General features: G+C 69.6%; 9 protein-coding genes and 1 pseudogene. 4 read left to right on the forward strand and 6 right to left on the reverse strand.

Annotated features, from left to right (window positions below):
* Nucleotides 1–117: 117 nt before the first annotated feature.
* Together GEV07_28600 and GEV07_28605 are read right to left on the reverse strand one after the other, a co-directional pair.
* Nucleotides 118–1,170 (reverse strand): acetyl-CoA C-acyltransferase, encoded by a 1,053-nt coding sequence (locus GEV07_28600; GenBank protein ID MQA06502.1) that lies wholly within the window; start codon nt 1,168–1,170, stop codon nt 118–120.
* On the reverse strand, nt 1,163–1,600 hold the full coding sequence (locus GEV07_28605) for a hypothetical protein (GenBank protein ID MQA06503.1): 438 nt from the start codon (nt 1,598–1,600) through the stop codon (nt 1,163–1,165). Before GEV07_28605 ends, GEV07_28600 begins: the two co-directional genes overlap by 8 nt.
* A 143-nt stretch (nt 1,601–1,743) precedes the next feature.
* Between GEV07_28605 and GEV07_28610 the strand changes: the two genes are divergently transcribed.
* From GEV07_28610 to GEV07_28620, 3 genes and pseudogenes are all read left to right on the forward strand, one after another.
* Nucleotides 1,744–2,355 carry a TetR family transcriptional regulator gene (locus tag GEV07_28610; protein ID MQA06504.1) on the forward strand — a complete coding sequence of 204 codons (612 nt, stop codon included), beginning with the start codon at nt 1,744–1,746 and terminating at the stop codon, nt 2,353–2,355.
* 53 nt (nt 2,356–2,408) lie between these two features.
* Nucleotides 2,409–3,038, forward strand: a complete 630-nt coding sequence (locus tag GEV07_28615; GenBank protein MQA06505.1) for a TetR family transcriptional regulator — start codon at nt 2,409–2,411, stop codon at nt 3,036–3,038.
* Nucleotides 3,039–3,224: 186 nt separating this feature from the next.
* Nucleotides 3,225–4,429, forward strand: a pseudogene (locus GEV07_28620) (hypothetical protein).
* Nucleotides 4,430–4,826: 397 nt separating this feature from the next.
* Here GEV07_28620 and GEV07_28625 read toward each other — a convergent pair.
* From GEV07_28625 to GEV07_28640, 4 genes are read right to left on the reverse strand one after another with little or no spacing between them, the layout of a single operon-like run.
* The gene (locus GEV07_28625) at nt 4,827–6,110 is read right to left on the reverse strand and encodes an MFS transporter (protein ID MQA06506.1); all 1,284 of its coding nucleotides are present in this window, start codon (nt 6,108–6,110) and stop codon (nt 4,827–4,829) included.
* A 48-nt stretch (nt 6,111–6,158) separates the two neighbouring features.
* Complete coding sequence (locus GEV07_28630) at nt 6,159–8,213, reverse strand: hydantoinase/oxoprolinase family protein (protein MQA06507.1); 2,055 nt, start codon at nt 8,211–8,213, stop codon at nt 6,159–6,161.
* Complete coding sequence (locus GEV07_28635; GenBank protein MQA06508.1) at nt 8,210–10,000, reverse strand: hydantoinase B/oxoprolinase family protein; 1,791 nt, start codon at nt 9,998–10,000, stop codon at nt 8,210–8,212. Before GEV07_28635 ends, GEV07_28630 begins: the two co-directional genes overlap by 4 nt.
* A 51-nt stretch (nt 10,001–10,051) precedes the next feature.
* Nucleotides 10,052–11,707, reverse strand: a complete 1,656-nt coding sequence (locus tag GEV07_28640; protein MQA06509.1) for a hypothetical protein — start codon at nt 11,705–11,707, stop codon at nt 10,052–10,054.
* Between the two features lie 75 nt (nt 11,708–11,782).
* Between GEV07_28640 and GEV07_28645 the strand changes: the two genes are divergently transcribed.
* Nucleotides 11,783–13,039, forward strand: coding sequence for an FAD-dependent oxidoreductase (locus tag GEV07_28645; protein ID MQA06510.1), 1,257 nt, complete (start codon nt 11,783–11,785; stop codon nt 13,037–13,039).
* Nucleotides 13,040–13,306 lie beyond the last annotated feature (267 nt).

Here is a 13,306-nt window from a genome sequence, read left to right on the forward strand (position 1 = left end):
CCTTCTTCTGGTAGGTCTTGCTCACAGCGGTCCCCTTCCTTCTTCGGTGTACTTGGCGGTTCACCAGAGGACCTACCACTCGGCAGGCCTCAGGCGGGGGACCGCCACCTTCAAGTTCTACGACCGCCGGGACAACCTCCCGAGCTCGCGCTGCGACGGGAGAACCTGCGCGGCGAAGGCCTCGTTGAGCTCGAACAGGTCGATGTCGTCGACGGACATGTCGGCCAGTGCCAGCGCACGCTTGGTCGCCTCGACCGGACCGAGCCCCATGATCTCCGGGGAGATCCCCGACACCGCCGTGGCGACGATGCGGGCGAGCGGTGTGACGCCCCGCTGTTGTGCCTTCTCCGCACTCATCACGACGAGTGCGGACGCTCCGTCGTTCAGCGGGCAGCAGTTGCCCGCCGTGACCCGGCCGTCCGGCCGGAACACCGGTCGCAGTCCCTGGATGCCCTCGAGCGTGCTGCTCGGCCGGGGCGAGTCGTCCGCGTCGACGACCGTTCCGTCGGCACGTCGGTACGGTTCGATGTCGGTGGCCCAGAAGCCGTTGTCCAGTGCGGCGGCAGTGCGTTGCTGGGACTGCAGGGCGTACTCGTCCATGTCGGTGCGGCTGACTTCGTGCAACAGCGCTACGTTCTCTGCGGTCTGGCCCATCTCGATGAAGACGTCGGGGAGCAGGCCCGACGTCCGCGGGTCGGTCCAGGCATCCGCACCGTCTTCCTCGGCCTTGCGGCTGCGCGCACGTGCCTCGTCGAAGAGCGGGTTCATGGTGTCCGGGATGGAGTCGGCCTCGCCCTTGGCGTAGGTGCTGCACGACTCGACGCCGGCGGAGACGAACACGTCACCCTCGCCGACGCGGATGGCGTGCATGGCCATCCGGGTCGTCTGCACGCTGGAGGCGCAGTACCGGGTGACTGTGCAGCCGGGCACGTCGTCGAGGCCGAGCAGCACGGCCACCACCCGCGCCATGTTGAAACCCTGTTCGCCGCCTGGCGAGCCACATCCGAGCAGGATGTCGTCGACGTCCCGCTGGTCCAGCTGTGGAACCTTCGCCAGCGCCTGCGAGATGACCTGGGCGGCCATGTCGTCCGGGCGTTCGGTGGCGAGGCTGCCCTTCGTGGCCCGCCCGATCGGGGTGCGTGCCATCGCCACGATGACTGCGTCACGCATGGAATTCCACCTCCGAGTTCGTCGGTAGCCACTGCTGTGCCCGCGTCCGTTCGGTCGCCGTCAGCTCGCGGGAGTGGTGGCCGTCGCGGTCCCAGAGCACTACGACGACCGCCGCGCGGGCAAGCTCGACACCGTCGGGGCTGGTGACGAGCTCGTCAGTGGTGATGCTGCGGCGGCCCACCCGACTGACGCCGAACGTCACCTCGATCTCCTGGCACTCCATGGTGACCTCGGCGAGGTAGTCGATCTCGATCCGCGCGACGACGTAGGTGTCGGCCGACTGCACTCCGATCGACTCGCTGAGCCACTGCGTCCGTGCCTCGTCGAGCAAGGTGAGCATCGTCGCGTGGTAGACGTGGCCCTGATGGTCGAGGTCCCGCCAGCGAAGCGGCACCCGGATACGCGGCTCGCCGTGTACGGAAGAGGACACCGACACCCCGATTCTGAACGTCGCGTTGAGCAGCCTGATGTTTCTATATTGAACGAATGATATAAACAGATGCTAGAGGATCGTCCGCTGGACGTGTCAAGGTTTGTCCGCGTCCTAGAGTGGCGTTGCTTGGAAGGGGTCGCATGCCGAAGATCGTCGATCACGAGCAGCGTCGGGCGGAACTGGCCGACGCCGCGTTGGACGTGATCGCCCACCAGGGGATCAAGGCGGTTACCCTCCGCGCGGTGGCCAGGGCCGCCGGCTGGTCGACGGGTGTGCTCAACCACTACTACGAGTCGCACCACGCCTTGCTGGTCGGCGCGCTCCGTCGGGCGGCGGAGATCCAGGGGCGCATGTTCAAGGAGATCCGCGGCGACGCGGCGATGGACCCGATGAGCCGGTTGCACAAGCTGATCGAGAGCGTGCTCCCGCTTGACGACCGCCGGGTCGCCATGACCCGCATCTTCCTGGTCTTCTCGGCCGAGGCGGCGGCGACGCCCGAGGCCCGCGAGGAGGTGGCCGACTACCTGCACAACTGGCGGCGCGTCGTCCGTCGGGTCATCGCCGAAGCGCAGGAGGCCGGCCAGCTGCCCGCCGAGCTCGACGCAGGCGCACTCGCCGCCGAGCTGGTCGCGTTGTCCGACGGGCTGGCGATGCACGCGATGCTCGACGAGGACGTGCTCGACCAGTTGGTGAGCCGCAAGAAGCTACGTATCGAGCTGATCGGTGGCGCCTGGCGGCTCGGCTTAGACTGACGGCGCCCAACGTCGAGGTCGCCGCGCGGACAAGGAAGGTCGGGGGATCGCCCATGCCCAAGGTCGTCGAGCATGACCGGCGACGTGCCGAGATCGCGGATGCGGCGCTGGCGCTCGTCGCGCGTGCGGGGACCAGGGCGGCGACCATCCGTGCGGTCGCGGAGGAGACCGGTTGGTCCGCCGGTGCGCTCAACCACTACTACGCGTCGCGCCAGGAGCTGTTGGTGGGCGCGTTGCGTCGTGCGGCCGAGCTGCAGGGCGAGATCTTCCAGGAGATCGAACGCCGCGGCGCGAGCAACGCCATGGACCGACTGCGCGGCCTCATCGAGAGCGTGTTGCCGCTGGACGACCGCCGGCTGGCGCTGACGCGCGTCTTCCTCGTCTTCTACGCGGAAGCCACCGCCGATCCGCACACGCACGCGGAGGTGGTCGAGTACCTGCGCAACTGGCGTCGGGTCATCCGCCGGGCGGTCGGCGAGGCGCAGCGCGAAGGCGCGATACCGGCGAGTCTCGACGCGACGCGGTTGGCGGCCGAGCTCGTCGCGGTTGCCGACGGCCTCGCGATCCACGGCATGCTCGATCCGAGTGTCCTGGAACCCGTGGCCGCCGGTGAACGTATGACCCTCACGTTCATCGAGGACTCCTGGCTGTTGAGCGTGGCGGGAACGACGTTCAGCAGCTAGTGCCTCGCCGGTGCCGCAGCGCCGGGTCAGCCTCCTCGAAGTCTTGACGGTCGGCAGGGCGCCGTTTATTTTGTAGCGGACATCCGACTTACAAAAGTTTGACACGTGCTGAAGCACGGTCCGTGAGCCGTCGGTTGGCCGATCCGTACCGTCGTGCGGTTGATCGACCTCGTGTTGGAGGTATCGGTGGCAAGGGATGGCGAAGTGGGACCAGGCAAGAACTCGTTCGCAAGCAGTGCACTCGGCAGAATCCTGTTGCCGGCCCTGATCTTCCAGTCGGTGGCCATCGGCGGGGCGTACGCCACCGGCAGGGAGGCCGTCGAGTACGGCGGGAAGTACGGTGCGTTGGGCTGGATCGCGGGCCTGGCGCTGTTCGTAGGGCTGACCGTGACGGCGTGCCTCATGTTCGAGCTGGCGCGTAAGTTCGAGCTCTTCGACTACCGGAACCTGCTGAAGAAGCTCGTCGGACCGCTGTACTGGATCTTCGACGTCCTGTACCTCATGTTGGCTTGGTCATCATCGGGGTGCTCGTGTCGGCCACCGGCGAGATCCTGAAGACCACGCTCGGCCTGAACTACTGGGTCGGCGTCGTGCTGGTCGTGCTGCTCGTGAGCGTCGTCAACTACTACGGCGAAGGCGTCATCGAGCGCTTCAACGGCCTCGGCACGGTCTTGCTCTGCCTGGGCTACGTGTTGTTCGCCGCTCTCGCGATCAGCACGAACTGGGAGCAGATGCTGAGCACCCTGCGCAGCGGTGACCACTCCCTGCACCCCGACGTGTCGCTGTGGGAGGTCGTACGCACGGGGCTGGTCTACGCAGGGCTCTACCTCGTCATCTTTCCCGCGACCCTGTTCACCATTCGCCGGCAGCGCCGGCAGCGGGACGCGATGCTGTCCGGCGGTGTGCTCGGCCTGTTGATCGTGGTGCCGTGGTTCCTCACCTACTTCGCGCTGATGGGCTTCTACCCGGACACGAAGGTGTTGGAGGCGCCGCTGCCGTGGCTCGTCATGCTGCAGGGGCACGGGTTCTGGATCACAGTGGTCTTCGGTGTGCTGGTCGGGTGGACGCTGTTCGCGACGGCCATCGGCCTGATCCACGCGCCCCTGCAACGGGTCAGCCAAGAACCTCGTCGACTTCGGTCGCGCCCCGCTGGGCCGCCGCTCCAGTGGTCTCATCACCGCGCTCACGCTCGCGATCGCGGTCCTGCTCGCCCGGGTCGGGATCATCGACCTGGTGGCCAAGGGCTACACCGCAGGGCCTACGCGATGATCGCGATCCTCGGCATCCCGCTCCTGGTGCGCGGTACGTACCTGATCATCACCAGGAAGGGCCCCGCCAACTCGACGAAGACACCAGCAGCCGAGACAGAGCAGGCAGCCACAGCCGACTAGCGCGAACGTGGACAGGGTCGCCGGGTTCGAAGGCCCGCGACCCTGTCCACCTCTTCGAAGTGCCCCGCCGTTCGAGCGGCGGTCTGGGACTTCCGCGGCCGCGGGTCGTGGCCGTCCGACGGATGGTGCCGGTGATCGCGACATCCAACGTGGTGCCGGTGTGCTGGCCTGCGGAGGTCAACGAGGCGGCCTCGCCGGCCGGTGAGCGGGGAGCGCCACGATCATCACCTCGACAGGGAGCAGGCTCAGCCCGGTCGGCAGCGGATCCGTCCAGCGCCAGGGTCTGGCGTCGGACCGTCCACTGCCGGCCGGGCATCGAGGTGTGCAGCTCGTGGCGGCTCGTTGGCACACTGGGTACCCGAGCGAACTCGAAGTGCCCGCCGTTCGAGCGGCGGGCCTAGGCCTCCGTGCGTAGCGCTCTCGCGTCGACTGTGTCGATGTCGAGGCCGCGGGTCTCGGGGAAGACCCAGGCCCACAGGGCTGCGGCGGCGTAGAGCACGGTGGAGCCGAGGAACATCCAGGCGTAACCGTGTTCGGCGACGACCGCGGCGGCGATGAGTGGTGGGATCGCGGACAGACCGCGAGCAATCTGGAGGGCGGACGAGACGCCCGTCGAGCGCGTCTCGGTCGGGAACACCTCGCTGAACAGGGCGCCGAACACCGTGGCGGCGTTGGAGCCGAAGTACATGACGAAGAACGGCACGAGGATCGCCGGTGACGTGAGCAGCTCGCGGCCGAGGATGAACAGGACGAGAGCGCCCACCGTAGCGATCGTCATCAAGGCGGTGAGGGTGATCCTGCGGCCGAACCGGTCCGATGCCCAGGCGCCGGTGACGCAGCCGAGCAGGCCGGCGAACGCCGTGAAGAAGATCCACCAGGAGGCGCCGGACATGCTGAAGCCGCCTTCGACGAGGTACTTCGGCAGCAGCGTCGTGGCGCCGTAGTACGCCCAGAAGTAGAAGCTGGCGGCGATCAGGCAGATGAAGAACGGCCGGATGAACGACTTCGACGCGAAGGCTCGCCAGGACACCCGGTCGTGGCGCACGGCGCGTTCCCACGCAGCCGACTCCGGGGTGCGCATCCGCAGGTACAACGCGAACAGCACCGGCAGGCCGGAGATGGCGAACGTCCACCGCCAGCCGACGAGCGGCAGCAGGTGACCGCCGACGAGCGACGCCAGCATGATGGCGACGAAGGCGCCACCGTAGAGCAGGCCGCTCCACCAACCGCGACGGAGCGGGTTGAGTACCTCGGTGATCAACGACTGGCCGACGCCGTACTCACCGCCGAGCCCGAGCCCGGCGATGAGCGTCAGGATCATCAACGTCTCGTAGTTGGGGCTCGCCGCACGCGCGAGCGTCGCCAGCGAGTAGACGAGGACCGTGATGATGAGCACCCGCTGCCGGCCGATCCGGTCGGCGACGAGTCCGAACCCGACACCGCCGACGGCGATCGATGCGAGCGATGCAGAGATCAGCCAGGCACTCTGGCCCGCCGACAGGCCGAACGCCTTGCTGATCGGGATCAGCAGGAAGGTGAGGAGGAAGACCTCGTAGTAGTCGAAGATCCAACCGATGAGGCGCCGAAGAAGGCACCACGTTGACTTCGGTCGAGGCGGAGTCTGGCAGGCGAGGCTGGCGAAGTTTCGACCATGATGGTCTCCTCGATCGCTTGAGGGCAACTGGAACTGGGCTGTTCCCCCGGTGGTCTGTCGGACGGGTAGTGCGCTCTACCCGAGTGGCTGGTCGCGGGTGATCAGCAGGGTTCCCGACGGGTGTGGTGTCGCCGTCCAGCCGAGCCGCACGAGCGTCGTCGTGTCTGGCTGCACGATGACCGCAGGCCCGGGCAGTTCGGCCGACACGGCGCCGCGTGCCAGCACGGGGACGGTGGCGAACTCCTCGCGCTCGGGCAGGTAGATCTGCTGGTCCGTGTACTCGTTGCTCTCCTGGGCAGGCGCGAGCGCGGGCGTGGTGCGCGGGTACGACGCGGTGACGCGCACGGCCGCGACCTCGACGGTGCCTGCGGGATCGTGCTGCCCGTAGAGCCGCTGGTGCAGCTCGTGGAAGCCGGACACGAGCGCGGCCGTAAGGTCCGCGGGATCGCTGGTGTCCGGTACGGGGACGGTCAGCTCGTGCGACTGTCCTACGTAACGCGCGTCGACGCTGCGGGTGAGCGTCAGGCCGGTCGGCGGCACGGTGGTCGCGCGGCCGATCTCGTCGCGCGCCGATGCGGCGACCTCGTCGAGCGTACGGACGAGCACTGCAGGGTCGCCCTCGCCGAGGCGGCACCGTTGCGTCCGCCACCTGATGACGCGGGTGTCCGCGGCGAGCAGGCCGTAGGCGGAGAGCACGCCTGGGTGTGGCGGTACGAGGATCTCGTCGATGTCGAGGTCGTCGGCGATGCTGCAGGCGTGCAGCGGACCAGCGCCGCCGCAGGCGATGAGCGCGAACTGTCGCGGGTCGTGGCCACGCCCGATGGACACCACCCGCACAGCCGCGGACATGGCGGCGTTCGCCAGCCGGTGTACGCCCCACGCGGCGTGCACCAGGTCCATGCCGAGACGATCGGCGACCCTGGTACGCAAGGCCTTCTCCGCGAGCTCGCGGTTGAGCGTCAGCCGGCCGCCCGCGAGTCCGGCGCCGCCGAGGAAGCCGAGCACAACGTTCGCGTCGGTGACCGTCGGGTCGTCGCCGCCGCGGCCGTAGCACGCCGGCCCTGGATCGGCGCCCGCGCTGTGCGGGCCGACCCGCAACGAGCCGGCCGCATCGACGTACGCGATGCTGCCGCCGCCGGCGCCGACCGTGTGTACGTCGACCATCGGCACCCGCAACGGTTGCCCGGAGATGCGGCCCTCGTCGTTGACGAGTGGTTCACCGCCGACGACCAACGTGACGTCGGTGCTGGTGCCGCCCATGTCGAAGCTGAGTACCCGGTTGCGATCGGCGGCGGTGCCGACCGCGGCCGCACCCATGGCGCCACCGGCGAGCCCGGAGAGGAGGGTGCCGGCCGCGCGTTCCTCGACCAGCTCGCTGGCGACGATCCCGCCGTGCGACTCCATCACCTGCAACGAGCTGGCGACTCCCGTGTGCCTAAGGCGGTCACGCAGCCGGGCGAGGTAGGCCGCGAGCTTCGGCCTGATGTACGCGTCGAAGGCGGTGACGACGAGCCGCTCGAACTCCCTGAAGCGCGGGTCGATACGCGACGACAGGCTCACGTACGTCTCCGGGCTGTGCTCCCGCACGATCTCCGCGACGCGTTGCTCGAGCGCGGGGTTGGCGAACGAGAACAGCAGCGAGACGGCGATCGCCTCCACCTGGTCGTCGTCGACGAGCGACGCGACGGCGCGCCGTACGGCGGCTTCGTCGAGCTCGTCCACCACCGCACCCGTCGGGTCGACCCGGCCGGCGACGCCGTGGATCCGCCTGCGCGGGCACAGGAACCCGGGCGCGGTGGGGCCGGCGAACAGGTCGTAGTTCTCGGCGCGCTTGGCCCGTCCGATGAACAGGGTGTCCTCGAAGCCTGCGGTGGTGATGATGCCGATACGCGCGCCCGCACGTTCAAGCACCGCGTTGGTGCCGACGGTCGTGCCGTGTACGAGCCAGCTGACGTCGGCAGGTTCCAGACCTGCCGCGTCGAGCGCGCGGGTGAGCCCGGTGACCAGCCCGATGCCAGCGTCGGCGGGCGTGGTGGGCACCTTCGCGACGGTGGCCGGTGTGCCGTCGTCTGGGCAGACGACGACGTCGGTGAACGTGCCGCCGATGTCGATTCCCACGGACGCGCTCACGCGACATCACCCTTTCCACGCTTCGCCTCGGTGGCGGCCCAGTCGACCGCATCACCGTCGAGTACGACGCCGTAGTGCTCCTCGGCGGCGGCCGCCGTGATGCGCTTGTCCCTGACGTCTTCGAGCACATCGGTGACCGGTCGCTGCAACGGGTCGTCGTATCCGCCGCCGCCGCAGATCAGTACCCGCAGCCGGTCGCCGGTGCCGAGGCGCACCATGGTCTTCGACGGCAGCACGTCGTCACTGCCGTCGGCGCGGTGCACAACAGCCCTGCTGTTCGGTGCGGAGGACCCGCCCTGGAGTCCCCAGGGCGCGGCCGTGTGCCGCTCGCCGCGGTAGTTCGCGGTCGCCTCGCCCGCGGTGAGCTCGAACACCTTCTCCGTGCCGCAGCCGCCGCGCCACTGGCCGGCGCCGGCGGAGTCGGTCTCCACCGTCCACGACACGACGCGTACCGGGCACTCCATCTCGATCGCCTCGGCAGGCACGTTCTGGCAGTTGGTCGCGTCGGTCTCCACGGCGTCGACGCCGTCGAGCCCTGGGCGTGCGCCCATGCCACCGACGCCGAGCTCGCTGGTGACGTAGAAACGGCCGGTGCTCGGGTCGGTGCCGCCGAAGTTCATCACCAGCAGCTGCCCGGACGACGCCGCGGGCACCCGCTCGGGCACAGCTTGCGCGAAGCAGCCGAGCAGCACGTCGCAGAGCCGCCGTACCGTCGCCGTGCGCGAGTTGACGGGGGCCGGCGGCTGGGCGTTGACCAGGCTGCCCGGTGGCAGCACGACGTCGACGGCCCGGTAACAGCCACTGTTGTCCGGGATGTCGGCGCCCGTGATCGCTCGCACCACGTAGTAAACCGCGGCGATGGACGATGCGGGTACGCAGTTGAACGGCCCGCGCACCTGGTCGGCGGTGCCGGTGAAGTCGACGGTCAGTTGGTCGCCGGCAACGGTCACCGCGGCGTGGATGCGGATCTGCTCGCCGACGTCGATGCCGTCGTCGTCCATGTAGTCGGTGAACTCGTACGTGCCGTCGGGGATCTCACCGATCCGCGACCTGGTGAGCACCTCGGACTGGTCGAGCAGTGCGTCCATGATCTCGTGCAGCTCGGTGGGCGGATGCTCGCCGGCGAGCTCCGCGACGCGCCGGTTGGCGAGGTCGACGGCGGACAGCTGCGCGCGCAGGTCGCCGAGCACGACGTCGGGAGTGCGCACGTTGGTGCGGAGGATGTCGAAGACCGCGTCGACGGGGGTGCCGGCATCGAAGAGCTTGAGCGGCGGCAGCCGCAGGCCCTCCTGGAAGATGTCGGTCGCGGTCGGTGGCAGACTGCCGGCGACCATGCCGCCGATCTCCTGGTGGTGCGACATGGTCGCGGCGATCGCCAGCGGCTCGCCGTCGACGAAGATCGGGCGGATGATCGCGATGTCCGGCAGGTGCGTGCCACCCGAGTACGGGTCGTTGAGTATGTACACGTCGCCGTCCTGCATGGTCGGCCACCGCTCGATGGCGGTCTGCACGGCCGGGAGCATGCAGCCAAGGTGGATCGGGATCGACACCGCCTGCGCGATGTTGTTGCCGCGCGCGTCGAACACCGCGGCGGAGGCGTCCAGGCCCTCCTTGACGATCGTCGAGTACGCGGCGCGCAGCAACGAGGTCTCCATCTCGTCGGCGATCGCGCTCAGCCGGTACCTGACGACCTCCTGGGTGATCGGATCCACGTTCTCTCCTCGCAAGGGCACGGCAAAGTCGTCGTAGACCGAGCTTCCAGTGGGCGGGAGGCGCGAACAAGGCACCGGGTGCGCAACCGAGGCGGTACCTACTGCACGAGATGTGTGCCGGCGGGGTCAGCAGGCCGGCTCGCGGTAGGCCAGACCGCGCAGCGCGAGCAGCAGGGACGCCCGTGTCTCCGGGTCCTCCAGCGAGCCGCCGAGCAGCTCCTGCAGCCGCTCCAGGCGGTAGTAGAGCGTGCGCCGTTCGATGCTCAGGGCACGCGCTACGTCGGTCTTGTGGCCGCCGTGGTCGAGGTACGCGACGAGCGTGGGCAGCAACGGAGCGGACGCGTTCGCGTCGTGCTCGAGGAGCGGGCCGAGCTCCCTGCGGATGTGCCTGGCAAGCACCGGCCCGCCGTCCAGGGCGAGCAGCAGCCGGTTGATGCCGAGGTCTCTCGCGTGAAGCACGGTGTCCGTCCGGCCGGTGCGGATGCCGTAGCGCGCGGTGTCCTCGGCCTCGAGGAACGCACCCGCGACGCCGGACAGCTCGGTCGGCTCGCTGACGCCGACGATGGCATGTACGGGCTCGTTGCGGCCGCTGCACTCCGCGAGCACCTTCGGCCACTGCTCGGCCATCGGCTGGTCGTCCGACGTGATCAGCACGACCTGGTGGTTGTCGTAGCCGACCAGGGCACCGCTGTCGCCGGACACGTGGCGCGTCACCGCACCGGCGACCACCCGCAGCGCGCGCGCACGTTGCTGGCCGCGTTCCGTGACGCCGTCGAACGGCCGCAGCACGACGACGCGCAGCGCGCCGTCGAGGTCGGCGCCGAATGCCCGTGCCCTGCGGCGGGCCCTGGCGAGGTCGACGTTGTGACCGCGGGTGAGGTCGTGGACCAGGGTGCTGCGCCCGTCGGTGTCGAGCGAGTGCGGCTCCTGGCCGATCGCCAGCACCAGCCCGATGGACGCGGCGGCGCGCTCGATCGCCAGCAGGTCGATCTCGTCGCACGTCTTCGCGGTCTCCAGTACGTGCACGCTGCCCCACTGCTCGCCGCGCACGACCAGTGGCAACCAGGTGCACGGTGGCGTCGCGTCCTGGCACCTGCTCGGCGACTCCTGCGACGCCATGACGTGCCCGGAGGCGCAGTGCGCACGCCAGTCGCCGAGCCACTCGACGACCTCGGGCGTGTCCGGCGCGTACTCGTCGACGCGTTCGGCTTGGTCGGCGAGCACCACGGGGTTGCCGATCACGCTGGCCAGCTCGGCGACCAGCCGGCCCAACCCGGCGCCCTGCGTGATCAGGCGGGAGAACTCCCTGCCGATCGTCTCGGCCCGCTGCAGCAGGCCGAACTGCCGGTTGACGATGGCCGAGTGCACGGCCTGGGTCATGTCCATGAAGTACGCCGGGTGCCGCAGCGAGATCAGCGGCAACCCGGTCGCCTCGGCTTCGTCGACCAACTCTGTCGGGAGGTTGGTGAAGATCACACCCAGCTCGACGGCGGCGCCGGCGACGCCTGCCTCCGCGAGACCGCGGATCCAGCGCCGCTGCCGGTGTGGGTCGGAGCTGATGCCGCGGCCCTGGGTGAGCAGCAGCTCGTTGCCCTTGAACAGCCGCCCCGGGTTCGGCATCTCGGAGATGTGCACCCAGCGGACCGTACGGGTCAGATGCGCGTGGCCGGCGACGGTGCGTGCGTCGGCGCGGCGAAACGGCTCGTACGCGAGGATCTCCTCGAGCGTGGGTTCCACGACACCTCCGTACAGATCGTGTAATCGCCGACCTGGTTTCCTCACATGCTAGGCATTGCCGCTCACCCACCCCGCATCGACGATCGGAGAGGCAAATCGGCCGGCGGAACATGAGGGGCAGTGCGGCACGTGGCATCTGCGACGGCTCGTCCGGACGTCGCCGTCATCGGCGGCGGCATCATCGGCACCGCGACAGCGTACGAGCTGGCTCGGTCCGGCTGCACCGTGCGGTTGTTCGAGAGCGGTGCGATCGCCGGTCTGCAGTCCGGCAGGAACTGGGGTTTCGTACGGCAGCAGGGGCGTAGCCGCGCCGAGCTGCCGCTCATGCGGGACGCCAACCTCCGTTGGCAGCGGCTGGAGGAGAAGCTGGCCGTTCCCGTGGGTTGGGTCCGGGGCGGCAACCTCGCACTCGCCGGCTCCGCCGCGGGCGCGGAAGCGTACCGGGAGTGGGTTGCGCTCGGCCGCAGCCACGGTATCGACACCAGGATGGTGGACGCCGAGACGGTCGAGACGATCGTCCCGAAGCTTCGGCTGCCGTTCGTCGCCGCGATCTACGCGAAGGACGACGGGCACGCCGACCCGCGGCGCGCTACCGCGGCGTTCGCCGACGCGGCGCGCCACGACGGCACGGTCATCAGCACCAGTACGCCGGTGGCCTCGTTGACCTGGTCGGGATCCCGGGTCACCGGGCTCGTCACCGCCGACGGGGCGGTGGTCAGCGCCGGTGTCACGATCTGTGCGGCCGGCGCGGCGTCGAGGCGGTTGCTCGGTCCGCTCGGACTCGGCCTGCCGCAGGCCACCGTGCGCGGCACGGTTGCCATGACCGGGCCGGTGCGCCCGGTGACCAGGGCGACCGTGTGGGCGGACGGCCTGTCGTTCCGGCAGCGCGCCGACGGACGGTTGGTCGTCTCTACCGGCGGGGGCGGCGAGGTCGACCTGACCTGGGACGCGTTGCGGCAGAGCCGGTGGTTCCTGCCGTCGTTTCGGCGCAACTACCGCAGGCTGCGGCCACGGGTGGGTGTGTCGCTTTTCACCGGCCGTCCGACCACACTGCGCCCGACGCCGGCGCGGGTGCGGCGCAGCATCGCCCGCCTGCACGAGGCGCTGCCTGACCTCGGCGCCGTCGAGGTAGAGCATGCCTGGGCCGGCCTGATCGACTCGACGCCGGACGCGTTGCCGATCATCGACGCACCCGTGGCGTGGCCAGGTCTGGTGGTGGCGACCGGGTTCAGCGGCCACGGCTTCGGCCTCGCGCCAGCCGTCGGCGCGACGGTCGCCGCGCTGGCGCGGGCGGAACCGCCGCCGCACGACGTCCACCCGTTCCGTATCGCGCGCTTCGCCGAAGGCGACTTCTGCCCACCCGACGCCGTGCTGTGACCGGGTGTTAGGTCAGCAGCACCGTCTTGCCGATGGCGGTGCGGGCTTCGGCGGCGGCGTGGGCGTCGGCGTCGGCGGCTCGTGCCAGCGGGAAGGTCTGGCGGATGGCGGGGCTGACCCGGCCGGTCGCTGGCTGTTGTCCGGCCGAGGCGGTGTTGTGACCGGGTGTTAGGTCAGCAGCACCGTCTTGCCGATGGCGGGGCTGACCCGGCCGTTCGCTGGCTGTTGTCCGGCCGAGGCGGTGTTGTGACCGGGTGTTAGGTCAGC

The sequence above is a fragment of the Streptosporangiales bacterium genome (genome assembly GCA_009379825.1).
In the GTDB taxonomy this organism is placed as follows: domain Bacteria; phylum Actinomycetota; class Actinomycetes; order Streptosporangiales; family WHST01; genus WHST01.